This window comes from Rudanella lutea DSM 19387, assembly GCF_000383955.1.
Classification (GTDB): Bacteria; Bacteroidota; Bacteroidia; order Cytophagales; family Spirosomataceae; genus Rudanella; species Rudanella lutea.
Map to the genome: position 1 here is coordinate 109852 of NZ_KB913013.1, position 25563 is coordinate 135414.

Genomic DNA, 25563 nt, shown 5'->3' on the forward strand with positions numbered 1-25563 from the left:
GTCAGGCTGCGAAAAAGGGGTATAAAATTTGGTTTTTTAGGGAGAATGCCATAAATTATCCCGTTCCAATACGTCGCTTTTATCTTATGAGATCACTGGATGCGAACTGGCTGACACAGGATTGGATTGATGCCGAGTACAAAAAATATGTCGTTTTGGCTTATTTACAGGCCGTTCAGAAACGGTTCGATGAGCGCAAGCTTTGTCCCGATATTCCTGAACTCCGTAACCATTACGAGGCTGGTCTTCGTTTTCGACGGCGCAAAGGTACGCTTAATGAGAGGTTCCCCAAGCGCGTGGCCGGAATAAGTGGGCCACCCCCCCGAATCGAGTATAAATCTGAGGTAACGGAGGACCCCATCATGGCCGAAGTAGACGCTATTGTCGACTTCGCCCTGCCGCGCTTTAACCAGATGCTGACAGATGGACTGCAAATTTGGCAGGATATTGCTGCCAAACTTACCCTCGAACCCGTGGGCCTGCTGCCTATCAAACCGGCCGAAGGGTATCTGTTTCTGCATGTCAAGCGCGGTTACGAAACCGCTATTTATCAATTTGCCCTGACCTTGTATGCCGACGGGGCCCCCGGCGGGCGGCTTGTCCGGTTTCAGCTTGTCGACCGGGTTCGGCGGGGGCTCACAACTCCGTTTGAGCATCTCAAACTCGATCTGATTCGTCGGTATCAGCACCTGCCCAACCCGGCTACGTACCGGCTGGAGAGCGAGTTACCCTATCCGGAAGAAGAAACCCTGTTGCCCATTGCCCAACAATTGATTGCAAAGGCATTGGCCTGATGCAGGCCGACATTCAATAACTTTCGTGACCGATACGGCAGTTTACCCGCGTCTCCGTGGTAGAATGCCGTATCTTCGTTTTGTACCCATACACAAGCGAATGAAACAATCCGGCCTTCTGCTTTCTGGTTTATTATTTTCACTACCGGCCTTTGCCCAGCCACTCATTCCCCTCCAAACAAGCAATTACGCAGGTACGCACGGTATCTATCTGAACCCGAGCTCCATGGCCGATTCGCGGCTTAGCTTTCAGCTTAATCTAGGGTTTGGTGCGTTCGATTTCACCCGTCAACCGTTGCCGGTGGGTGTCGCGCCGTTTGGGAAAGCCCTGTTTTCGGCGGGGTCGCCCCGGGGGGTAAACCGGGCCGAGGTCCGGGGACCGGCGGTTATGGCGCAATTTGGCCGGAAACGACATGCCGTTGGGCTCACAACCCGCTACCGGTCGGGCTACGCGCTGGGTGGTAATTATGAGTTGATTCGTTGGATCAATGGCACTAACCCAACCGCACCGGCCGGGCAGCAAACCTTCAGCTTTGCGGCCGAGGGCTATACAGAGTACGCGCTCTCGTATGCGGTTTCGCTAATCGATATCGAGACGCATCACCTCAAAGTGGGCGGTACCGCCAAGGTTTTGCGCAGTCTGCAACGCACCGATCTGAGTGCGCAGGCCTCCTTTGCGGGGGGCACGGCGGGCGCCCCCGGCTACACGGCCGGCGCCATTAGCGGCCGTACTACCGACCTGGCTTCGTTCGATGGAGCAAGTCTGGGCCAAAAGCTGACGGGACCCTCGGCGGGGCGAGGAACCGGGTACGACGTGGGTATAGCGTATGAGTTCCGACCGAAGCAGCGATTTTACCGCTACGAAATGGATGGCAAGCGCCGGGCGGCAGAAGAAATGAACAAATACCTGTTCAGGATTGGCGTTTCGGTACTGGATATTGGCGAGATCAAAGACAACCGGGTCACCGAGTACGCAACATCCGGCCGGAGCGGTATTTTTCGGCGCACTGACTACGAAGACAAAGCCCCCAATCAGATTGAGTCGCAGTTGTTGCGTCAGTTTGGGCCAACTACGGGCCTTGTTACGGGTGAAGCCGTCCGGCGACTGCCGCAAACGACGTCGGTGCAACTGGATGTGTATCTGGGGCGGTCGTGGTTTGGTAATGTGGTGTATCAGACAGCCATGCCGATACAAACTAACGCGGGTCTGTACCGGGGGGCAGTGCTGGCCGTGGGGCCGCGCTCCGAAGGGCCGGGGGGCGAGTTGGCCGGAACGGTCTACTATTACCCCAATATTCAGAAAGTTGCCCTCGGCCTGCATGGCAAGGCGGGTATTTTCATCTTCGGCTCCGACAACCTGCTGGGCATTTTCGGTGATAATGGCCTGCCTCCGCACGTGTACGCGGGTCTTACGTTGCCGTTCAATGCCCGCCGACCCAAAGACCGCGACAAAGATCGGGTGTCCGACAAACTGGATCGTTGCCCCGATGTGCCGGGAGTACTGGCTTTTGGCGGTTGCCCGGATACTGACCTCGATGGAGTAGCTGACGCTAACGATGCGTGTCCCACCGTGGCCGGACCGGTAGCAACCAACGGCTGCCCCGACACGGACCTCGATGGGGTGTTGGATAAAGATGACCGTTGCCCCAAAGTGCCGGGACTGGCTCGCTACAATGGCTGCCCCGATACGGATAACGATGGTGTTGGCGACGACCGTGATGAGTGCCCAACCATGGTAGGCCGTGCCGATATGGCCGGCTGCCCCGATACCGATAACGATGGTACGCCCGATCAGCGGGATCTGTGCCAGTCGGAGGTGGGGTTGAAAGAGCTGGACGGCTGCCTCCTGAAAGACCGGACCCTTCCGGTAGCGGGTCTGAGCGAAACCGATGCCGCTTTGCTGGCTCAACTCCGGCAGGCCTTTGTTCAGGGGCCACGGGCCGTATCGACGGTAGCCTCGGCGCTGGTGCAACATCTGCGTATGCAGCCTTCGCGCAAGCTGAGTATCGAACTGACAGGTCAGAAAGAAAGCGCGCTTCGGCAAATGGAAAACGGATTCCGCGATGAACTGACCCGTTTGGGCGCACCGATCGGCCAACTGATTATCACGTCGCAGGTTAAAGAAGGACTACCGGCGGGTTTTGCTGTAGCCTGGGCCTTGTAAGATTGAGCGATTCAGACTGGAGAATTGGCACGCGGATGGCACGGATTGGGCCGATTTTCACGGATTTACTCATCAGTGCGAATGCCCAAAATCCGCGTTATCCGCATGCCATTGTGAATTCAAAAGATTGGTACGCTGAGGACACGGGTTGGTAAAGGAAATCGGCGTACATCGGCCCGATCTGCGTCGTCCGAGCTCAATGGGCATCGATTCTGCAAGATACCAACGCAAAAGGCCCGCAACCTTGGAGGTTGCGGGCCTTTTGTCTGTATAAGTCAGCTTACTTCTGAGCCGAACCTGAAGTAGCGGGTGCCGGAGCCGGAGTTGCCGCGCCCTGTGTAGCGGGAGCCGCTTGCTGCGTACCAGCAGCAGGAGCCGCTGCAGGTGCCGGAGCCGAAGCGCCAGGCAGAGCCCGGGTAGCAGCACGGTCAACGTTTACGCTATTAATTCCTCCGCCGGTGTTGGTTTTATCGACCATCACGTACGAAGCCAGTGTCAGTACCATCACCCCGATGCCCAGGCCCCAGGTGATTTGCTCAAGCAGGTCAGTCGTTTTCTTGACGCCCATCAGCTGGTTTGAGCCCAGTCCGCCAAACTCACCGGCGAAACCGCCACCTTTTGAGTTCTGAACGAGTACGATCAGGATGAGCAAGACTGTTAAGATGCAAATGACAATAATTGTTGCCGTAACCATGTAAAAAAAGGAGTTTCTGTTACTGTTTTTGTCTTAAGTGCGTGTGGAGGAGAGCAACAACGTTCATTGACAATATGCTCGATCAGACCGATTGACTCAGGACTGCCCCGCTTTTATTTCACTTATTTTAGCCGCAAAGTACGCTTTTTTCTGGGGATTTTTCAAGCTGAGTTGCTCGTAGATTTCAATAGCCTTGCCTGTTTTGCCTTGTTTGAGCAAGATCTTGGCGAAACTTTCGGTGGCCAAACCACCGCGCCCTACCCGGATTGGGGCATTGCGCTCGGCCAAATCTTCCTGATTGGTCGGCTCGGGGTCGCCCAGTTTGGAGCGGAGAGGGGCCAGGCCGGGCTCCTTCTTGATAAACGACTCAATAATTTCGATTTGCTTCTGCCGGGCAGTCTCCATCGGCGACGGAGCCACGGCGTCGGCTTCGGGGTGCCCAATCAGGTCCTGCTGAAGGGTGGTCTCCGACAAGGTCGAGTCGTCGGGTTCGGGCACCACAATCTCGGGCATGGTCGGCTCCGGTATTCGAATCAGGGGTAAGTCGACGAGCCCACCATTGAGGCCCGATTTTGATTTAAAGAGGGCGTAACTTTCCTGCTGGTAATCTTCAGGAATGGGTACCTGCCGGGCCGACAGTTCATTCAGTTTTGAAAGCAGGTTGTCGGACCATTGAAACTCGTTATCCATTAATTTACGTAGTGCACTCCGGCTCAGGGCGTGGGCCGCTGCGAGTCGGGTGTACGACACTGTCTGACTTTTTCGGTGTAAAGAGGCTGCTTTGGCGGTCAGTGTATAGAGCGCCTGGCAGTACGGATATTGGGCTAAACTTTCCTGCAAAAGCTGTAAGTCAGCCGTTGTCAGGTCGTCGGGATGGGTGACCCAGTATGAAAAGGTTTCTTTATCAACAGATTGCATTGAGTCTATCGGTGTCAGGGGACCACAGGGCTACGAATGTAGCCAAAAAGTAGCAGTAGGCAGTGGCAGTGGGCGGAAAAAGTTGGTAGTGGCAGTCGGCGGTGGGCAGTATGCAGTAGCAGTGGGCAGAAAGAGGTACGTGTAAACTTTCCCTGATCCCTCCCTTACTGCTACTTCTTCTACCTACTACCTACTGCCTACTGCCACTGCCTACTGCTACTTTTTCTGCCTAGTGCCAACTACCAATCAGCCGCTGTTTTGTTGAAAATGTCAAGAACCAGCTGATCCAGAATTCGGGGAACCAACCGGGCTTCATTTTGTGTCAGCGTCTGGTTTTGCGGAAAATCCTGATAAAACGAAAACGACTGTTCGAAGTTCTTGCTTTCGTCTTTGTTATTCACAAATCGGGCCTGCACCGTAATCTGTAGGCGGTTCAGGCCGGCCTGATCGGATGCCGTAGGAGCCACGGCCAACAGGTCGTAATTCGTGATGGAGCCATCGAGTACCAGATCGCCGTTGTTAGGCACCACTTTGAGGTTGGTGTATCGCTGGTAATACTCTTTCAGTCGTTCGTTAAAATTAAGCGACAGATTGGTAGGTCCCCCGGCCGTTTGCAGGCTGAAGTTGTTGATCGTAATCGTTTTCAGGTCCGGCGAGAGCGTCGTACCCGTAAACGAGTAGACACCGCAGCCAGAGAACAATGAACAGAAAACAATGAACAACGAACAACGAACAGCGATCGATGACCAACGTCTAATGACCCGTGAACTATTTCTCTGTTCGCCCACTGTTTGTCGCGGATTGTTGGCTGTTCGTTGTTCGTTGTCCGTTGTAAACTGAAGTTTATTCTTCATCAATTTCATACTGCTTTATTTTTCGGTACAACGTGCGTTCAGAAATACCTAGTGCCTGAGCCGCGTACTTTCGTTTGTTGTTGTTGCGCCGGAGAGCCTTGATAATCATCTCTTTCTCCTTTTTCTCCAGCGAGAGTGAGTCTTCCTCCGTTTCGTGGGTGATGTCCTCTACCGTAACCGCATCTTCGTCTTCGAGTACGTTTAGTGGCTCGTACGTATGCACGGTTTCGGGCGGGGGCAACAGCCGGGGTAGGGGCAGGTCGGGCTCCGGGTGCGGGTCGGGCGAGGCATAGTTATCGGTCGGCAGGGTCTCAAACAAGTCTTTATGATTATTTAAGATTTGCCGCCCGTACTGCTCATTGCCCAGCATCTCGACCACCAGCTTTTTCAACTCGGTCATGTCCCGGCGCATATCGAACAGAACTTTGTAGAGCAGTTCGCGCTCCGAAAAATTATCGGTACTGCCACCTGTGCCCTGCGGAAACACGATAGGCATTCGGCTCGTGGGTTGTTGGGGCTGAGGCAGGTATTTCGACAAGACCTCCGGCTCCACCGCCCGGTTATGATCCGATTCGAGTATGGAGATTTGTTCGGCCAGGTTTTTTAGTTGGCGAATGTTGCCCGGAAACGGAAACCGCAGTAGCAGTTGCTTGGCGGGCTCGGTGAGCTGAATGGGCTTGATCCGGTATCGCTCGGCAAAGTCGGTCGTGAATTTGCGAAACAGGAGCTCAATATCGACGCCACGCTCGCGGAGGGGCGGCACAAAAATGGGCACCGTGTTGAGCCGGTAGTACAAATCTTCGCGGAATCGGCCTTTTTCAACTGCATCGAGCAGGTTCACGTTGGTAGCTGCCACAACGCGAACGTCGGTCTTTTGCACCTTTGAGGAGCCCACGCGGATAAATTCGCCGTTTTCCAGTACCCGCAGCAATCGGGCCTGCGTACCCAGAGGCATTTCGCCGATTTCGTCGAGGAAAATGGTACCGCCGTTGGTGGTCTCGAAGTAGCCTTTGCGTTGGTCGACGGCCCCTGTAAACGAGCCTTTCTCGTGACCAAACAGTTCCGAGTCGATAGTGCCTTCGGGAATAGCCCCGCAGTTGATGGCAATAAACTGCCCGTGTTTGCGGGCGCTGAGGCTGTGGATGATCTTGGAAAATGATTCTTTCCCGCTTCCGCTTTCGCCCGTTATCAGCACGGTCAGGTCGGTAGCGGCTACCTGCATGGCTACGTTGATGGCGTAGTTGAGGGCAGGCGCATTGCCAATAATGCCAAAACGTTGCTTAACCGACTGTATTTCCTGAGTGTTCATTTTCAGTGAGCAGTGAACAACGAACAGCAAACAGTGAACGACTGACAACCGGCTAACAACAAACAAGTATCAAGCAACAGTAAGAATTCGCTATTACTTGATAACTGTTCACTGTTCGTTGCTATTAGTTCACTGTTCGTTGTTCACTGTTCGTTGATAACTGTTCCAAGAAGCGTTGCGGCCGTACAATCTGTTACCAACACATTCACGTACTCGCCTTTCTGGTGGTTTCCGCGCGGAAACACCACTACTTTATTTTGGTCGTTACGCCCGAACAGGTCGTCTTCCGACCGTTTTGAGGTGCCCTCGACCAGTACGCGCTGTACCTTGCCGATATGGCGTTGGTTGCGTTCGAGCGACATTCGCTGTTGCAGGGCAATGATCTCGTTGAGTCGGCGCTTCTTCACGTCTTCCGGTACATCGTCGGCGTATTTTTTGGCGGCCAGTGTACCGGGGCGCTCTGAGTAGGCAAACATGTAGCCGTAATCGAAGCGAGCGTACTCCATTAGCGTCAGCGAATCCTGGTGTTCATCTTCGGTTTCGGAGCAGAAACCCGAAATCATATCGTGTGAAATGCCGCAATCGTCGCCCAGAATAGCCCGAATCCGATCGATTTTGCCGAGGTACCACTCGCGGTCGTAGGTACGGTTCATCAGCTTCAGAATCCGACTGTTGCCACTTTGGGCGGGCAGGTGGATATAGTTGCAGATGTTATCGTACTTCGCCATCGTGTGCAGTACCTCGTCGGTGATGTCTTTGGGGTGCGAGGTCGAGAAACGAACCCGCAGGTCGGGGTGTACAAGGGCAACGCGTTCCAGCAGGTGAGCAAAGTTGACCCGCTCTTCGCCGTTTTCACTCTCCCATTTGTACGAATCGACGTTCTGTCCCAGCAGGGTTACCTCGCGGTAGCCATCGTTGAAGAGCTGTTCGGCTTCGCGGACAATGCTGTGTGGGTCGCGGCTGCGCTCACGCCCCCGGGTAAACGGCACCACGCAGAAGCTGCACATATTGTCGCAGCCGCGCATGATCGAGATAAAGGCCGTAACGCCGTTGGAGTTCAGGCGAATCGGCGCGATATCGGCGTAGGTTTCCTCGCGCGACAGAAACACGTTGACGGCTTTCTGACCAGTTTCGGCTTCTTCAACGAGCTTGGGGATATCGCGATAAGCATCGGGACCAGCCACAATATCCACAATCTGCTCTTCTTCGAGTAGTTTGGTTTTCAGGCGCTCAGCCATACAGCCCAGCATACCGACCATCAGCTCGGGCTTCTTTTTCTTCAGCGTATTGAGCTGCTTCAGCCGGTTGCGTACTTTCTGCTCGGCATTGTCGCGGATGGCGCAGGTATTCAAAAAAATCAGGTCAGCTTCGTCGGCCGATGAGGTTGTCGCGAACCCGGCATTACGCATCACGGCGGCCACAATTTCGGAGTCTGAAAAATTCATCTGGCACCCGTAGCTCTCGATATACAGGCGTTTTTTGCCTTCCACGAGTTCGTCGCCGAGAGTGCGCGGTTCCTCAATACCCTCTTTGTCTTCTGGTTGAAGTATTGTCAGTTCAGTGAAGCGTTCCATGTCAATAATAAAGAGCGAAAGAGTGAAAGGGTGAAAGAGCGGCTCGCAGACCCGTACTAAATAAGCGGGTAGCATTCGCCTTTCATCTTCACACTTTAATCAGTCTACAAAGGTACAGAAGATAGTCGAAAGTTCCTGACAAAGTGGCAGGGTTCAATGAGTGAAAGAGTGAAAGTGCGGAAGAGTGCCTATCCCGTTTTCACTCTTTTTGCTCATTCACTCATTTAGAACGGATACCCGATACCGAAATTCACGATAAGGGGGTTAGCACCCCGCGAGAGCCGCTTGAGCGTGAACTGAGGTAACAAAAACCGTTCGTCGATCAGTTGCCCGTCAGACTCGCGTATGTACCGGCGGGCGGGGTCCCAAACTTTGATGCCCGCGTCGAACCGGATAATGAAGTACGAAAAGTCGATGCGAACCCCCGTACCGGTACCCACGGCAATATCGGGAACGAGCTTACCTACCCGTAACTCGGCATTCGGGCGGGCCGGGTCGTTGCGGAGCGTCCATACGTTGCCCGCATCCAGAAACAGAGCCCCGTTGATGTCGGCCCCGAAATGGAAGTACCGCCAGCGTAATTCGGCCGAGCCTTCGAGCAAAAAGTCGCCCGGTTGCTCAAACGTATAGTCGAACTGAGGCAGTTTGACCTCCGGGTTTCGGGGGTCGGTGATGAAGGTAGGCACCTGCACACCCGGAATAACCTTGCTTTCGGTAGAGCGGGGGTAGGCCGAACCGGGGCCAAGCCGGCGGGGGCGCCATGCCCGGAGGCTGTTGCTACCGCCCGCAAAGAAATACTTTTCGTAAGGGGCCGAGCGGTCGGGACCGTAGCTGTACAAAAGCCCCGAGTTGACCCGAAACGCCAGCGTTGTGCGTGGGCGCAGCGGGATGTAATGCCGGAAATCGGCGTTGAACCGCAGGTATTTAAACAGTTGCAGGCCGGTTTGTTCGGTAAATCGCCGGATGGCCGCGCTGCTCAACAGGTTTAGTGTGGTGCCACCCGATTCCAGCGCTACCCGAAAGAAATTAGCCCGGCGGTTTTCGCCAAACACGTTGGTATTGTACGTGTAGGCAAAACTCATGTTCGACGCGATAGAGGGCAAAAAGCTGTTGAATAACACCCGGTTGCCTGCATCACGAAGTTGTATCAGTCGTTGTTCAAACTGTTTTCGAAGCTCCTCATTGGGTCCTCCTCTGAAGCTCGACCGAATCAGGTTGAGGTCAGTCAGAAAAAACGAATACTGATGGCGGGGCGCTTTTTGCCAGTTGTACGAAAGGGTAGTTCGGAATGTTTGGCGCAGAAAATCGGGCCGGTTGGTATAGTTGTAGCCTAAACTGATCTGGGTACGGGGGTTCAGGTCGTTGAAGGCGAAGCGGAGCCGGCCCGGAAACAGAATTTGCGGAAAGATAAGCGAGGTAGTTAGCCCCAGTTCCTGGGCCAGATACGTATCCCGGAGCTGACTCGTTGAGGTCGAATCGGCAAAGCCAGTTTGGGCTTCGATACCGGCACGCAGGTTGGTTTCAAACGTTTCGAGCCCCCCAAAGAAATTTCGGATACGAAAGGTCAGGTTGGCAAATGGACCGGGATAGCCCTGCCCCTGATAGAGCACAAACAGGCCACCTTCGGTCGTGATTTCGTACTTGTCGAGCGGGGTCGCCCTGATTTCGGTGCGGAGCCGTCGACCGGTGGTGTCGGTGAAATTGATATTGACAAACTTGAACTGATTGAGCAGAAACAGCTGACGCTGGGTCGACGTGTAATCGTTTTGGCTGTATAGTTTTCCCGGCCGCAACCGAATTTTGCTGTCGAGCAGGCGGGTGGCAAATTTGCGACCACTGTAGAAATACAAAATTCCGTTTTGGCTAATTGTGTCGGTGGGGGTGGTGGGGCTGGTTGCAGTTGACTCCTGCGTCGAGCCGATTCGCACGTTAACATCACCGATCTGGTACAGTGGGTGGGCGTTGCGCAGGGGCGGGTTCGGAATCTGGATTGTCAGGTCAACAAGCGTACTCTGGTCATTGGTGGCCACTACGGCGGCTGCCGTGTCGCGGCTGGCACTCACCCGGATGTAATTACGGCCAAATTCGTAATAGCCGTTATTGCGCAACAGCTCTTCAATCCGGGTGCGCTCGTTATCGAGCTTATCGCCATCGAAGCGGTCGCCAATTTTCAGGTACGATTTGCCCCTCTCGGCTTGAACGAGTGCCCGTACATTCGAGTCAGGAATATCGTAGCTGATAGACCGAAGCCGGTAGGGCTCTTTTTCATCAATCAGATAGTTGACCCGCACCCGGCCATCGAGCAACGTATCTACCGTGTACTCGGCGGTGGCCCGCAAAAAACCTTTGGTCCGGCGCAGGTAGGTCTGCATCTTCAGGGCATTGGCTTCGGCATCACGGGGGTAGAAATACGTCGGTTTTTCGCCCAGATTCCGCATCCACCAGTTGCCTTCTTCGGCATATCGACGGAGTTTACGAGCCTCCCGACTGAAGCGTCGGTTGAGCCGCCGGAGGGCACGTGGGTCAGAAGCGACCAACTCGCTTTGTCGCTCAAATTGGGTAGTTTTGGCTGCCAGTTCGGCAATAGCCGAATCGCGATTGTAACGGCGCGATGATGCCTGGTATATCCACAGCGCCGGAGTAAGCGGGGTACGCAGAATACGCCGATTGGGTTTCTGCGGGATCAGAGCCTCCAGCTCGTCGCTGATAACGGTGCGGTTGCCCCGAATCGTGTTGGTGTACAGCAGGTAATCGTTGGTGCGGGAAGTGTAGCAGCCCGAAAGGGTAATGAGTATGGCGTAAAGCGTGATGAGGGAAGCATACTGCCCGACGCGAAATAAACGCAAATAGTTTACTCGACGCCAGCCTACTTTGGGTGGGCGGGAACTGCTTACCCCCCAATTCATTTTACATTCATCATTACCCATTACGCATTCATTATTTTAAGAAATGCTTTCTAAAAACCGCGCTCAGTTTATTCGCTCGCTGCACCAGAAGAAGTTTCGGCAGGAACATGGCTTGTTTTTAGTGGAAGGGGCCAAGAGCGTGCGCGAAGTATTAGCCTCTGATTTTCGGGTCGACACGCTGCTGGCAACCGAAGCCTTTTACAAAGAAAACGCCTTACCCGCAGACCGCCAACCGCCGTCGGTCGAAATCGTTTCACCGGAAGAACTGACGCGGGTGGGTACGCTCGAAAGCAACAATATGGCCCTTGCTCTGGTCAGAACGCGCGAAAACCGCCCGCTATTGGCCGAGCCGGGTGAAATTGTGCTGTTGCTCGATGATGTGCGTGACCCCGGTAACCTCGGTACCATTCTGCGGATTGCCGATTGGTACGGGGTTCGGAAAGTGGTTTGCTCCGACACCACGGCTGAGGTGTACAATCCCAAGGTGATTTCGGCCAGCAAAGGCTCGTTTACGCGGGTACACTGGTATTACACCGATCTGGTAGCGTATGCGAAGGCACTACCCGCCGGTACGCCGGTGTATGGGGCTTTTCTGGACGGTCAGAACGTGCACAGCCTGCCGTTTGGTACGGATGGGGGGTATCTGATGATGGGCAACGAAGCCAACGGAATCAGGCCCGAACTGGTGCCGATGGTGAGCCGGTCGGTGACGATTCCGCGCTATGGCGATGCCGAATCGCTGAATGTCGGCATCGCCACGGCGGTGATTCTGGATAACTGGCGCCGGGGAGCTGCGTAGAGACTACATAAACGAGCTCATGGAAGCCTCGTTGGCCAATTCGTCGGCGTGTTCTTTGCCCAAATACCGGTCAATAGCCGAATGAGCCAGATACAGAACCGGCGTGAGCAAAATAGCCGTTGTAAACTTGTAGATGTAGTTGATAAGGCCCACAGCCAGCACCTGTTTCATCGACCAGTTGCCGAATACCCAAAAGGCAATAAACAAGACCACAAAGCTGTCGATCAGTTGCGAAACGAGCGTGGAACCCGTAGCCCGCAGCCATACCTTCCGGCTACCCGTGATCTTGCGGAGGTACTGAAACACCGAGGCATCGAGCAACTGCCCGATCAGGAAAGCCGTGAGCGAGCCAATGATGATACCGAGCCCCTGCCGAAATATCATCCCAAAGGCGTTGTCGATATTAATCGGGTTGCCAGCCGGGTCTTTGGCGTTCACCTCCAGCCAGAACTGCGCGGGCGGCAGGGTAGTTACGGCGTAAATAATCAGAAACGAGTACGCAATGAAACCGGCCGTCAGAAACGAGATCCGGCGGACACCCGCCTTACCGAAGTACTCATTAATGATGTCGGACGTGATAAACACGAAAGGCCAGATAACGGCCCCGGCGGTGAGGTTGAAATCGAGCACAAAATCGTCGAGCAGGTGGATCTGCGCGGGCGGAACACCCAGCAGCGTTTCGCCGGAAAAGATTTTGACGCCGATGATTTCGGCCACGAGCGCATTCGTCAGAAAAATGGCGCTCAGGAAAATGTAGAGGTTCGTACTGGCCCGCTTCTGCGGTTTGTCGGTAAACGAGTGGGTCATACAGAGTGGTAAAAAGTAAACGCAATAGTAGCTTAAACGCGGATGGTCAGAAGCTGTTTGAGTTAGCGATTTGAGGCTGTAAGTTGTGAAATTTGTGTCCCTGGCCGCACGACCTTACGGACCAAAGTGATTAACTCAAACAGCTTTTCAGGTCAGGTATGAGTACTTCTTCGCCCCAGGCCGCCAGCGAATGCTTCGCCACAACGTGAATCAGGCTCACCATCAGGGCGTTTTGGGTAGCCTCAGGCGCAAGCTGATTGGTCCAGATCTGGTCGATCAGCACACCCAGCGCATCGGGTTGTTTGCGCGGGGCGGTTTCCTGCCAGTATGGATGCTCGTACCGGTCCCGGATGGCCGGAAACGCCCGGCTTGTTGCTCCCCGAACAAGCCTGTTCGTCTCGCTATCCCATTTGGCGTCACGGCCCTGTAACGCCATGTTACGACCGTACGGCCGCTCACCCGCCAAATCCCGATTCACAACCACCAATTCCCCATTGGTGCACTGCAAAGTAATTGTGAGGACCTCGCCCAGCTGGTAATTTCGCACAGACGGTTCATTTTTCTGGTGCTCCGCCGAAGGAGATGGCTCGTGGAGGCCCCAACTTTTCGAAAGCGATGCGTTGAGGCTCCTGAACGCGTTGCCGTTGTGAATCCCCAGCCACTCCATGGCCATACCAAGCCCGTTGGTGGCCGAAGTACTGCCGCAGTGTACGTACGAAAGGGGACCAAATAGCCCTTGTTTGGCCATCGACGTAATGGCAAGCATATCGCGGTCGGCCTGGTCATCGTCCAGAATGAGGCAGTGCCGGCCCGTTTGCCGATGCGTTTGGAATAAACTGAGCAGGTCATCAATCCTCTGGCCAACCGGGCCCGTACATACTACATGTTTGCCCGCCCGCATGGCCGCATGGGCGACCGGTGAGCGCTGACCTGGCGCCAGATCGGCTACAATCAGGTCGATATCGGGGCGGTTCAGCAGTCGTTCAAACGCGACCCCGTTGGTTGGGTCGAACAGGGCGGTTGCCCGCGGGCTAAAAGGGTAGGGGAGTTGCGCTCCGACCGTATCAGCAACAAACCCGACCCCAACCGAAGGAGCGGCTGTTTGCGCCCAAACGTTGGGTTGCAAAACGGTCAAACCGACTCCCGACAGGGCAGTGGTTCGGATAAACGTACGACGGTCGATGCGCATAGGAGAGAGTGTTTGAATCGGAGACCAAAAGAAACAAAAAAGCCCGGCCGCTAAACCGGCAGTACCGAATATTTATTTGGGGAACAACCGCCGGGTCAATGGGGTTATAAAGATGTCGAAATGAATAGGCTTTGTTTAACTTTTGTCTATCTAAACTTGAACAAAAAGTGTAGACAGTCTGTTTCACCAATCGACACGCACTCACTGAAGGGCGGCTTAGCTACCCGCTCGACGGTCTGCATGTGTTGTACACATACTTTGTAACGACATGCCTGCCGCATACGCTTAGTTCGCATACATATGGAAAACCAACGGGTTACGGTGTTTCGGAAGGAACACTTCAACGCAGCCCACCGCCTGAATAATCCGAACTGGTCGGATGAAAAGAACGCGCGGGTGTACGGGAAGTGTAACAACTACAACTACCACGGCCATAACTACGATCTGATTGTTCAGGTGACCGGTCCGGTTGACCCCGAAACGGGTTACGTGATGGACATGAAAGTCCTGAGCGACATCATCAAAGAGCAAGTTACGGATCGGTTCGATCACAAAAACTTAAACCTCGATACCGAAGAGTTTCGCGACCTGAATCCTTCGGCCGAAAACATTGCTATTGTTATTTACCACCTTTTACGTGAACAACTTGATCCGGTGCTGGATCTGAAAATACGACTTTATGAAACTGAACGGAACTTCGTTGAATTCCCTGCCGCTTAACAAAAACGGAAAGAATCTGCATCCTGACGGCGATTTGAACGATTTGCTCACCGACGAAATGGGCGAGTCGCACGCAGCTACCTCGTTGGAGACCCCGCTGCGCGAGGATGCCTTCGAGCTGGACGACGATCTCAAGATTGAGCTGATTGAGAAGCATTTCCGCGAAATCATGAACATCCTCGGCCTCGATCTGACCGACGACAGCCTGAAGGGTTCTCCCCGGCGGGTAGCCAAAATGTACGTGAAGGAAACGTTCAGCGGTCTTAATCCAGCCAACAAGCCGGCCCCCACGCTTTTCGAAAACAAGTTTGGCTACAACCAGATGCTTGTGGAGAAAGACATTACGGTACACTCGTACTGCGAGCACCATTTTGTGCCGATTCTGGGTAAAGCACACGTTGCGTATATATCCAGCGGTAAGGTGATTGGGCTCTCGAAACTGAACCGGATTGTACAGTATTTTGCCAAACGGCCGCAGGTGCAGGAGCGCCTGACAGTGCAGATTGCCAACGAGCTGAAACAGATACTGGAGACGGACGATGTAGCCGTTATCATCGATGCCAAGCACCTCTGTGTTTCGACACGCGGTGTCAACGACGTAGAATCGTCGACCGTGACGGCTGCTTACCACGGCAAATTCGAAGATGAAGCCACTCGGCAGGAACTCCTGCGGTACATCGGCACAACTAATTAACGAGTTTACAGTTTACAGTTTTCAGTTGGAGTGGGCTTGACGCTCATTTGAACTGTAAACCACAAACTGTAAACTGTAAACTGCTACTATGCAAGGCAGAAATATTCTCATTATTGGAGCCAGCTCGGGTATTGGTCACGCGCTGGCTCTTTCGCTTCAAAATCAGGGCGCTACGTTGTTTACGGCTGGGCGTCGGCAACCCGAAGGCGTGCAGTCGACCCACATGACCTGGGACGTAGCGAGCACCTCAGCGGCCGAGGCCCTGAACCAATTGCCCGATACCCTGCACGGTTTGGTGTACGCACCGGGAACCATTAATCTGAAGCCCTTTCAGCGGCTCGACATTCAGGATTATCGGAATGATCTGGAAGTGAACGTGCTGGGCGCCGTAGCGGCTATTCAGGCGGCTTATCCGGCCCTGAAAAAGTCTAAATCGGCCAGTGTCGTTCTGTTTAGTACGGTAGCGGCTAAGCTGGGTATGGGTTTGCACTCGTCGGTTTCGGTGGCCAAATCGGCCGTAGAGGGACTGACTAAAGCCCTGGCGGCCGAGTTTTCACCGTTCAACATCCGGGTCAATGCCATTGCTCCGTCGCTAACCGACACCCCGCTGGCGGGTTTCCTGCTCAATGGCGATAAACGCGAAGCAGCCAATAAACGGCATCCGCTAAACCGGGTAGGGACGGCCGACGATATTGCCGGTATGGCAGCTTACCTTCTTTCGGATGGCGGCTCTTGGATTACAGGACAGATTATTGGCATCGACGGCGGCATGGGAAGTTTGAAGTAAATGTATTAATAGTCAAATCTTTACAGTAGAAGCGAGTGCAATGCCACGTTGTGGATTGTGCTCGCTTTTTTTTGTGGCCTATAGCCCGAGGAGTCTGTTTTGGCGTACTGGTAAAAGGAAAAGGAGCTTAACTTAAATTTCAAGAAAACGTAACAGCACCCGTTTCAACATCTACGGGATTTAGGCTAAACTGCACCCTCAATTATTCCAACCCACAATGAACCGTCAGCATTTACTAAAATCGTTGAGTAAGCGCATGCACCTGCTCGACCGGGTAGATTACAACGGGATGTCGTATTTCTGTAACAGAGCCGTTTGTGGTAATTGATAGAATACCGACACCTATCACGAAACCAAAGCCGGATACGCCTTTTTTGATTGGTTCGACGACGGAACCGTTGAACGCACCTACATCCACTATGACGCCTGACCAAACTATTTTGCAACTCCGGGCCCTGTTCGATCAGCAGGGGCAAGACCCCTACTTTGGCGAACCCGTTACCCAACTCGAACACGCGCTGCAATGTGCCGCCCTCGCCGAACGAGCCGACTCGGACAACGATACGGTGGTAGCTGCCTTTTTGCACGATATTGGCCATCTTTTACCCGTCGAATCGGTCGAAGCCTATATGGATGGCTACGGAACGGTAGATCATGAACGGCTCGGGGCCGACCATCTGCGGTCCCTGGGTTTTTCGGAGAAAACGGCCGTTCTGATCGAAAACCACGTCAATGCCAAGCGGTATCTGGTGGCTAAATTTCCGGAATACGACGCCCGCCTGTCGGATGCGAGCCGCAAAACGCTCGCGTTTCAGGGTGGCCCCATGTCGGCCGAGGAGATGATGGCATTCGAGGTCAATCCGTACTTCAACGAGATACTCGCCCTGCGTCGTTGGGATGAAGAAGCCAAGGAGGTAGACTTCGAAACACCTTCGCCCGACTATTACCTCGCTTATTGCCGCGACCACCTGAGCCGCTGACTTTCTACCAATACCCACCCTGTTCACCATGTCGATTCGCCTGACTACCCTGCTCTTACTGAGCGCCGGACCGCTATTGGCCCAAAAAACATACACCACGCTTCAGGTGCCCGGCCGCACCCAGCTTTGCCAAATTGATACCGGTCGGGCCGCGTTCGGTCGGGCCACGCTTGGTCGGGCCGTGCTGCCCAGTGGCCGTTACGTAACGCCCGCCGGGCAGGTCATTCGGATTACGAGTGACCCGTTTGGGCTGGCGGTATCTCCCGATGGAAGCCGGGCAATCAGCCTGCACGAGAATGCCGTAACGGTGCTGAATCTGACTAATGGGCAGGCCATCAGGGTACCCGACTACGCCCGTACCCTGCGCTCACCGGTCGAGAAGGGATCGTTTATCGGTACGGCCATTGCGCCCGATAATCAGACGGCGTATCTCAGCAATGGCGACCGGGGCCGGGTGGTTGTGTTTGATATGGCAACCCGGCAGGTTCGGGATAGTATAGATCTCAACGGCAACGGATTTTCCGATAGTTTTACGTCCGATCTGGTATTGCTACCGGCTACCAATGAGTTGCTTGCCCTCGACCGGGCCAACTTCCGTATGGTGCGCATCGACCTGAAAACGAAGCAGGTGAAGGCATCGGTAAAGGTGGGTCGGCAACCGTTTGGGCTGGCCGTTTCGCCCGATGGTAAACTGGCGTTCGTGGCCAACGTGGGCCTGTACGAATACTCGTTGGTGCCGGGCGTAACCCCCACCAACAAAGACACGATGATGTTGCAGTTCCCGGCTTACGGTGCCCACTCGAAAGAATCGCGGGAAGGGGTGACCATCAACGGACGGAAAATTCCGGGGCTGGGCGATCCGCTCGACGAGCAGGCTATGAGTGTCTGGACGGTCGATCTGAGAACCAATCAGGTGGTGGCCAAACACAAAACCGGTGTACAGATAGGTGAGATGATCGAAGAAGCCGAGGTGGTGGGCGGCAGTAGTCCCAACTCGGTGGCGGTCGGAAGCCGGTATGCTTACGTGTCCAATGCCACGAACGACAATATTTCGATTATCGATTACAAACCGGGCGGCAACTCGGCGCACCGGCAAGTGGGTACTATTCAGCTCCGGGTCGATCCGCTGCTCGACAAGCACCGGGGCCTGATGCCGTTTGGTCTGACGCTCAGCCGCGACGAGAAAACCTTGTACGTGGCTTTGCTGGCCTTCAATGCCGTAGCTGTGGTCGACGTGCCTACCCGGCGCGTGAAAGGGCTCATCCCGACCGGGTGGGGGCCAACCCGCGTGCTTCTCTCGCCCGATGGTAACACGCTGTACGTAACCTCGGCGCGTGGTTACGGAGCTGGCCCCAACGGTGGGAAAGGTTTTGTGAAACCTCCGCAGGGTACTTACATTGGCGATATTCAGCTGGGTACGTTTCAGCTGGTACCGGTGCCTACAGCCGCTCAGCTGGCCGCCTACACCAAACAATCGCTGGCCAATACCTACCAGCGAGTACCCGTAGCCGACAATGGCCGCAACCCATTGCCCCCGCTGCCGGGTGTGCGGCAGAGCCCCATAAAGCACATTGTGTACATCACGAAGGAAAACCGCACCTACGACGAAATTCTGGGCCAACTCCCCACGGGTAAAGGTGACTCGACATTGGCGCGGTTTGGGAATGGCGTGACTATCAAAGCCCGGCTGGCTACCAACCGGGCAACGAGTGGCCGCACCGATACGCAGGCAGGCGACTCCGTGCGGATTGAGAAGGCCGATATTACGCCCAACCATGCCCGACTTGCCAAACAGTTTGCCTTTTCCGACAATTTCTACTGCGATTCGGATGCGAGTATTCACGGGCACCACTGGATGATGGGTACCATTCCGAACGAGTGGGTGGAGGCTCAATCGGCTTCGGATGGGCGGTTCGATCCATTTTCGAAGGCCCCCGGTCGGCGGTTTCCGAAAACCATTGGGGCCATTGACCCCGAAGATTACAACGAGATTGGTGGCCTTTGGGAAGCTCTGGAGCGCAGCAAGGTGTCGTTTTTTAATTTTGGGCAGGCCAACGAATACACGGGCGCGTTTGAGGAGTCGCACAATACGCAGTTTGGCACAGCACAGCCAGTAGCGTTTCCAATGCCCGATGCCGCTTTCCGGCATACAAGCCGCAACTTTGCCGGGTACAACACCAGTATTCCCGATCAGTTTCGGATGGATCAGTTTGAGGAGGAGTTTGCCAAAATGTGGCTCAATGGGAAGGGCAAAATGCCGCAGTTGCTGACCGTACAGCTCCCCAACGACCACGGGTCACGACCCCGCCCTGATGCCGGTTACCCGTATTTGCACTCGTACATGGCCGACAACGACCTGGCCCTCGGCCGGATGCTCCATTTTCTGTCGCGCACGCCCTACTGGAAAAACATGCTCGTCATCGTGACTGAAGATGACCCGCAGGGGGGCGTTGACCACATCGACGCGCACCGGTCAATACTGATGATGGCTGGCCCCTACGTGAAGCGGGGGCATGTGTCGTCTACGCACGGCAACTTTGGCTCAATTCTGAAAGTGATTTACAACCTGCTCAACGTGCCCTACGTGAATCAGTACGACCTGACGGCCTCGCTTCTGAGCGACTTTTTTACCGACAAACCCGATTTCACACCCTACACGGCCGTGTTGCCCGACAAGCGGGTGTTTGACCCGCAACAGGCCATGAAACCTTATCATAAGACCTTCAACTGGCGGGCCGTTCGGCAGGAAAACGAAATGGACGACCCAGCCGAGCAACGGATGGAGCATTACCAGCAACAGAACGAAAGCGGCAACTAAGGACCATGAAAAAACAGGTATGTATGCTGCTGGTTACGGCCTTTTCCGTTGCAGCAGCCCAGGCTCAGACGATTACGGGTGTGGTACGCGATGCCACTTCCGATGCCCCGATCACCGACGTGACGGTTCAGCTACGGGGTACCGGCCGGGGCACCCGCACCGATGTAACGGGCGGTTTCGGGCTGGAGAGCGTTCCGAAAACAACACCCGTCCTGCGGGTTACCTCGGTCGGCTATGAACCACTCGACATACCGGTTGATCCCAATGGACAGCGGGTAGTGGTCCGGCTGAAACCGAGCGTGGTGCAACTCAATGGGCAGACCGTCACGACGGCCCAACGCACCGAGACGGCCGATTTCGACCGGCCCGAGGTAACGTCGGTGCTTTCTGCGCGTGCTCTGCGGCAGCGGGCACCCCGCACCGTGCCGGAAGCTCTGTTTGGTACCACGGGGGTATTTATCCAGAAAACCAACCACGGGGGCGGCTCGCCCTTTGTGCGGGGGCTGACCGGACAACAAACACTCTTATTGGTAGATGGTATCCGGCTCAATAACGGCACGTTTCGATCAGGGCCTAACCAATACCTGAACACGATTGACCCCCAGAGTGTGAGTCAGATTGAGGTGGTGCGGAGTACTGGCTCGGTGGCTTACGGCTCCGATGCCATCGGTGGCGTGGTGAATGTGCTCACCAAAACCCCGCAATTCGCCGACGCGCCGACGGTTTCGGGCAGTGCATTCGCCAAACTGGCTACGCAGGGCATGGAGTACAGCGGCCGCATGGAGCTGGGATATTCAAGCCGGTCGGTAGCGGTTGGGGGAGGGTTGGCCTACCGTAAATTCGGGGATCTGGTGGCCGGGCGGGGTCTCGGCCGACTGGCCCCAACGGGTTACTCCCAATTATCGGGCGATGTAAAAGCCCGCTTCCGGCTCTCAGAGCGAACTCTGGCTACGGTGGCTTATCAGGATCTGAGCCAGGATAGCGTGCCCTTGTATCACCGGGTTCGGCTCGAAAATTACCAGTACGCTCAGTTTGACCCGCAACGCCGACAATTAGCCTACGCCCGGCTCGAACGCTCGTTTTCGTATCGGTTTTTAGAGTCGGTGCAACTGACGGCTTCGTGGCAGCAGCAGTCTGAGGGGCGGCAGAGCAGGCGCAATAACAACCCGACGGCCGTTCTCGAAAATGATCAGACCCGCACCACCGGCCTGACCCTGCTTGCCTTGGCGCAACCGGCTTCGTTCTGGCGTATGCAGACAGGAATTGACTGGTATGCCGACCGGGTGCGGAGCCGACGTGAAGACTTGAATACGCAAACCGGGGCTGCTGTGGCCAAGCGTGGCCTGTACCCCGACCGGGCGTCGATGAACAGCCTGGCGGTGTTTTCGTTGCATACGCTCACGTTCGACCGGCTCACGCTGACGGGTGGGGCCCGGTATCAGGCCAATGCCGTTACGGTGCCTGAGGTGCAACCGGGCGGGGCTACCATCCGGCCCTCGGCGCTGGTGGGTAATGTGGGCGCGTCGTATGCTGTTTGGCCGTCTTTGCGGGTATTTGGCTCGGTTCAGTCGGCGTTTCGGTCGCCCAATATCGACGATCTGGGCACGCTCGGTATTGTCGATTTTCGCTACGAAGTACCCAATACGAACCTGCGTCCTGAGCGCTCGCTCAATACCGAAGCCGGTATTAAGCTCCGCCATAAGCAACTGGCCCTCACCTTGCTCGGGTACCATAATCGACTCACCGATTTTATCAGCCGCGTTCGGCAGGGTAAAGATTCCCTGCAGGGGTACCCGGTGTATCTGAAACAGAACAGTGCCAAATCGTTTATCCGGGGCTTAGAGGGCGATATCGAATACGGTATCAGTAGCCGCTTGCTGGCTTACGCGGGGGCATCGTACACCTACGGCCAAAACGTAACGGCCAACGAGCCCTTCCGCCGGATTCCGCCCCTCAACGGGCGTGTAGGTCTTTCGTATACCGCTTCGGGCTGGTGGCTACGGGGCGAGTGGGTGTGGGCCGGTGCGCAAACCCGGCTCGCCAAAGGCGATCAGGACGATAACCGGATTGCTAAGGGCGGCACCCCCGGCTGGCAGGTGCTGAATCTGAACGGTGGCTACCGCTGGCGCTGGCTCACCCTCAGTGCCGAACTGCAAAACCTGATGGATGAAGCCTACCGCACCCACGGCTCAGGTGTAGACGGCGTAGGGCGTAGTGCCTGGCTGTCGGTATTGGTGAACTGGTAATCAGACAGGACGACAAAACTCCTTTGCCGGTTGGGTAAAATGCCGTTTATTGCCAGTCCGATGCTTAAAAAACTACTTCGTCAGCCCGTTGCGTTTGCCTTATTTGGCGCAACAGCCGCCTTCTGTACCTATGCCTGTGCGTACGCGTTTCGGAAAAGTATCACGGCGACTACGTTTGAAGGAATGGCCTTTGCCGGTATCAATTACAAAATCTGGCTCATCACGGCGCAGGTGCTCGGTTATGCCTTGTCCAAACGCATCGGGGTCAAAGTCATTTCGGAGATGCCGGCCGGGCAGCGGGCGTTGCGAATTTTGCAGCTAATCGGCTTGGCCGAATTGGCGTTGCTGGCTTTTGCCGTGGTACCTGCTCCCTGGAATATCCCGTTTTTGTTGCTCAATGGCCTGCCCCTGGGTATGGTGTACGGCATTGTTCTGGGCTTTCTGGAAGGTCGGCGGCAAACCGATGCGATGGTAGCGGGGCTGACGGCTTCCTTTATTTTCGCGTCAGGGTTTGTGAAAACCGTGGCCCTCATGCTGATTGCCAACTGGGGTGTATCGGAGTTTTGGGTGCCTGCCCTCACCGGAGGTCTGTTTGTGGTGCCCCTGCTGGTGTCGGTCTATGCCCTGACCCTGTTACCCCCGCCCACCTCCGCCGACCGGCTCGAACGCACCGACCGCCAACCCATGAACGCCGATCAACGCCATCAGTTTGTCCGTAATTTTGGCGGTGGCTTGCTCGCCTTTATCGCTTCGTATGTTCTGCTGACGGCTTTTCGCGACTTCCGTGATAATTTTGGACCGGAGATTCTGAAATCGGTCGGCATTACCAATCCCGGCATATTCACTCAGGCCGAAACGACGGTAGCCGTAGTAACGCTGGGGGTAATGGCCTTGTTGCAACTGGTAAAAAACCATTTTCGGGCCTTTCAGCTCATCAATGCCATCATGATTGGGGCGTCGGTGCTGGTGGGGGTGAGTACATGGCTGTTTCAGCAGGGAAGTATGTCGGCGGGTACCTGGTTTACGCTGGTGGGCGTGGGGCTGTACGCGGCTTACGTGCCCTGCAACGGTCTGTATTTTGAGCGGCTGGTGGCCGCTTTTCGCTACGTCAGCACCGTCGGGTTTGTGGTGACCCTGGCCGATTGGTGGGGGTATCTGGGCAGTGTAGGGGTTCTGTTGTACAAGAACTTCGGGCAGCCATCCATCAGCTTTCTCGACTTTTTCGTGTACGCAGCTTACGGGCTATCGGTAGGGTACGCCCTGCTGGTGGGTGTTGCATACATCGCTTTTGCCCGTAAGTTTGCCCAACGTTCGGTGCCGCAGGCAGTGGATGTGTAAGTGATTGAGCGTTTTTTTGCCGAATACAACCCAAACGAGTCTGGTTGCTTAACCAGCCCTTCCATTTTTACCAGTAACGATAAGCGAATGAAGCTACCATCTACAAAGCCACCTGTTCAGTTAGTGATTTTCGACATGGCGGGTACGACTGTTGCCGATGAGCACGAAGTAGAAGCCTGTTTTGCGCAGGCGGCTGCCGAAACCGGCCTCACGGTGTCGGCCGAGCGTATTCTGGCCATGCAGGGTATGGGCAAGCGGCATGTGTTTGATCTGCTCTGGCGCGAGCAACTGGCGCACCCTACGGCCGACACAACCCGGTACGTGGAGCGTTCGTACCAACGGTTTACGGAGGTGCTCGAAGACCATTACCGCAACAATCCGGTACACCCTACCGACGGATGCCTGGAAACCTTTGCTTTTCTGCACCTGCTCAAAATTCCCATTGCCCTCACAACGGGCTTCTACCGGTCGGTGACCAACATTATTCTGGGCCAGCTGGGTTGGCTCGATGACCTGAATGAGCGGTTTGAAGGCACCGAGGAGTCGGTTATTCAATTGAGTGTGACGAGTGATGAGGTAGAAGAAGGCCGCCCCCGGCCGTTTATGATTCAGAAAGCCATGCAGCATTTCGGCGTGACCGATACGCAGGCTGTGATCAATATTGGCGATACGCCTTCGGACCTCCTGTCGGGTCAGGCGGCTGGTATCTGGTATAACCTCGGCCTGACCAATGGCACCCATACCCGGCAGCAACTGGAGCCTTACCCGCATTACCATTTGCTCAATTCCCTCACCGAACTGCCCGAATTTATTCGCTCCATCTGATGCCTGTTTACGATCTGATTATTGTGGGGGCGGGGGCTCTCGGAACGTTTCATGCGTACCATGCCGCTAAAGCGGGCAAACGGGTACTGTTGCTTGAAAAAGATAACCGGCCGGTAAGCTCTACCGTCCGCAATTTTGGGCAGGTGGTGCCCTCCGGCCTGTCGGGACAGTGGTACACGTTTGGTCGACGCAGCCTTGAGATTTACCGGGAGATTCAGGCGCAGACCGATATTTCGGTGCGGCAAAATGGATCGGTTTATATAGCCTCCGATGCCGATGAGTGGGCGTTAGCCAACGAACTGTACGACCGCCGACGGGCCGATGGTTACCCTTGTGCGTTGTTATCAGCCGCGCAAACAATCGCCCGGTATCCGTATCTGCGTCCTGAATATGTGCAGGGGGCCTTACTATTTCCCGACGAGGTAAGCGTAGAGCCCGACCGCATGATTTACCGCGTCATCGACTTTGTGGTTGCCCGCTACGGGGTTACGTACCTGCCCAATGCGGCTGTTGTTGCGTGTGAATCGGGGCAGGGGCGGGCCAAGATCCAACTGGCAGATGGCCGGTCGTTTGAGGCCGAGCGGGTGCTTATCGCCAATGGCTACGAATTCCGGTTGCTGTACCCGCAACTGTTTGCGCAGAGCGGCCTTGTAGTCAGCAAGCTGCAAATGATGCAAACGGTACCCATGCCCGAGCTTGCCATGTCCGGTAATATTCTGACGGGACTAACCATCCGGCGGTACGAGTCATTTGCCGAGTGCCCTTCGTACGGTAGCTTGAGTACACCCGAACACCTGCGCGAGTTGAAGAAATGGGGCATTCACGTGTTATTCAAACAAGCCCTCGATGGGTCTATCATCATTGGCGACTCACACGAGTACGCACCCGCTAATCAGATCGACGACTTGGGGTTTGATACAAAAGATGCCGTAAACACGCTCATTCTGAACGAAGCTGCGCGGATTGTCAACTTCCCCGTCAACCGAATTGCCCGGACATGGGCGGGCCTGTACGCCCAAACTGCCGACGAAATTTACGAGCATTGGATCGATGACCACATTCAGATTGTCACCGGAATTGGGGGCAAAGGCATGACGTCATCGGCCGGGTATGCCGAGCAGTCGGTAGTAGTGCGGTAAACTTTGTT

General features: G+C 55.2%; 20 protein-coding genes. 12 read left to right on the top strand and 8 right to left on the bottom strand.

Annotated features, from left to right (window positions below; all coding sequences use genetic code 11):
• The first annotated feature begins 86 nt into the window (after positions 1-86).
• Positions 87-794 carry a hypothetical protein gene (locus RUDLU_RS0100545; RefSeq protein WP_019986381.1) on the top strand — a complete coding sequence of 236 codons (708 nt, stop codon included), beginning with the start codon at positions 87-89 and terminating at the stop codon, positions 792-794.
• Between the two features lie 100 nt (positions 795-894).
• Positions 895-2958 (top strand): DUF5723 family protein, encoded by a 2064-nt coding sequence (locus RUDLU_RS30120; protein ID WP_019986382.1) that lies wholly within the window; start codon positions 895-897, stop codon positions 2956-2958.
• Between the two features lie 280 nt (positions 2959-3238).
• On the opposite strand, the gene secG is transcribed toward RUDLU_RS30120, so the two are convergent.
• The 6 genes from secG to tamL form a co-directional block, all read right to left on the bottom strand.
• Positions 3239-3652, bottom strand: coding sequence for a preprotein translocase subunit SecG (gene secG / locus RUDLU_RS0100555; RefSeq protein ID WP_019986383.1), 414 nt, complete (start codon positions 3650-3652; stop codon positions 3239-3241).
• A gap of 96 nt (positions 3653-3748) precedes the next feature.
• Complete coding sequence (locus tag RUDLU_RS0100560; protein WP_019986384.1) at positions 3749-4570, bottom strand: hypothetical protein; 822 nt, start codon at positions 4568-4570, stop codon at positions 3749-3751.
• A 239-nt stretch (positions 4571-4809) separates the two neighbouring features.
• Positions 4810-5271: an LPS assembly lipoprotein LptE gene (gene lptE, locus RUDLU_RS0100565; RefSeq protein ID WP_342663113.1), complete on the bottom strand. Its 462-nt coding sequence runs from the start codon at positions 5269-5271 to the stop codon at positions 4810-4812.
• Between the two features lie 142 nt (positions 5272-5413).
• Positions 5414-6733 (bottom strand): sigma-54 interaction domain-containing protein, encoded by a 1320-nt coding sequence (locus tag RUDLU_RS0100570; RefSeq protein ID WP_019986386.1) that lies wholly within the window; start codon positions 6731-6733, stop codon positions 5414-5416.
• Between the two features lie 143 nt (positions 6734-6876).
• Positions 6877-8307: a tRNA (N6-isopentenyl adenosine(37)-C2)-methylthiotransferase MiaB gene (gene miaB, locus RUDLU_RS0100575; RefSeq protein ID WP_019986387.1), complete on the bottom strand. Its 1431-nt coding sequence runs from the start codon at positions 8305-8307 to the stop codon at positions 6877-6879.
• Between the two features lie 224 nt (positions 8308-8531).
• A complete protein-coding gene (tamL, locus tag RUDLU_RS0100580) occupies positions 8532-11153 on the bottom strand; it encodes a translocation and assembly module lipoprotein TamL (RefSeq protein ID WP_019986388.1) in 2622 nt (873 codons plus the stop codon).
• Positions 11154-11256: 103 nt separating this feature from the next.
• Here tamL and RUDLU_RS0100585 point away from each other — a divergent pair, with 103 nt between their 5' ends.
• Positions 11257-12012, top strand: a complete 756-nt coding sequence (locus RUDLU_RS0100585; RefSeq protein WP_019986389.1) for a TrmH family RNA methyltransferase — start codon at positions 11257-11259, stop codon at positions 12010-12012.
• Positions 12013-12015: 3 nt separating this feature from the next.
• On the opposite strand, the gene RUDLU_RS0100590 is transcribed toward RUDLU_RS0100585, so the two are convergent.
• Both RUDLU_RS0100590 and RUDLU_RS0100595 read right to left on the bottom strand, forming a co-directional pair.
• Positions 12016-12819, bottom strand: a complete 804-nt coding sequence (locus RUDLU_RS0100590; RefSeq protein WP_019986390.1) for a queuosine precursor transporter — start codon at positions 12817-12819, stop codon at positions 12016-12018.
• Between the two features lie 130 nt (positions 12820-12949).
• A complete protein-coding gene (locus RUDLU_RS0100595; RefSeq protein WP_019986391.1) occupies positions 12950-14008 on the bottom strand; it encodes a Gfo/Idh/MocA family oxidoreductase in 1059 nt (352 codons plus the stop codon).
• 300 nt (positions 14009-14308) lie between these two features.
• On the opposite strand from RUDLU_RS0100595, the gene RUDLU_RS0100600 reads away from it, so the two are divergent.
• From RUDLU_RS0100600 to RUDLU_RS0100640, 9 genes are all read left to right on the top strand, one after another.
• Positions 14309-14728, top strand: coding sequence for a 6-pyruvoyl trahydropterin synthase family protein (locus tag RUDLU_RS0100600; RefSeq protein WP_019986392.1), 420 nt, complete (start codon positions 14309-14311; stop codon positions 14726-14728).
• Complete coding sequence (folE, locus tag RUDLU_RS0100605; RefSeq protein WP_027302632.1) at positions 14688-15422, top strand: GTP cyclohydrolase I FolE; 735 nt, start codon at positions 14688-14690, stop codon at positions 15420-15422. The genes RUDLU_RS0100600 and folE overlap by 41 nt, the downstream gene beginning before the upstream one ends.
• Before the next feature lie 88 nt (positions 15423-15510).
• Positions 15511-16209 (top strand): SDR family NAD(P)-dependent oxidoreductase, encoded by a 699-nt coding sequence (locus tag RUDLU_RS0100610; protein WP_019986394.1) that lies wholly within the window; start codon positions 15511-15513, stop codon positions 16207-16209.
• A 419-nt stretch (positions 16210-16628) separates the two neighbouring features.
• Complete coding sequence (locus tag RUDLU_RS0100615) at positions 16629-17189, top strand: HD domain-containing protein (protein WP_019986395.1); 561 nt, start codon at positions 16629-16631, stop codon at positions 17187-17189.
• Between the two features lie 28 nt (positions 17190-17217).
• A complete protein-coding gene (locus RUDLU_RS0100620; protein WP_019986396.1) occupies positions 17218-20007 on the top strand; it encodes a phosphoesterase in 2790 nt (929 codons plus the stop codon).
• A gap of 5 nt (positions 20008-20012) precedes the next feature.
• Positions 20013-22253, top strand: coding sequence for a TonB-dependent receptor (locus RUDLU_RS0100625; RefSeq protein WP_245581605.1), 2241 nt, complete (start codon positions 20013-20015; stop codon positions 22251-22253).
• Positions 22254-22313: 60 nt separating this feature from the next.
• On the top strand, positions 22314-23591 hold the full coding sequence (locus RUDLU_RS0100630) for a DUF5690 family protein (RefSeq protein WP_157580061.1): 1278 nt from the start codon (positions 22314-22316) through the stop codon (positions 23589-23591).
• Positions 23592-23678: 87 nt separating this feature from the next.
• Complete coding sequence (locus tag RUDLU_RS0100635; RefSeq protein WP_083940498.1) at positions 23679-24416, top strand: HAD family hydrolase; 738 nt, start codon at positions 23679-23681, stop codon at positions 24414-24416.
• Positions 24416-25555, top strand: a complete 1140-nt coding sequence (locus tag RUDLU_RS0100640) for a TIGR03364 family FAD-dependent oxidoreductase (protein WP_019986400.1) — start codon at positions 24416-24418, stop codon at positions 25553-25555. The genes RUDLU_RS0100635 and RUDLU_RS0100640 overlap by 1 nt, the downstream gene beginning before the upstream one ends.
• Positions 25556-25563: the final 8 nt, after the last annotated feature.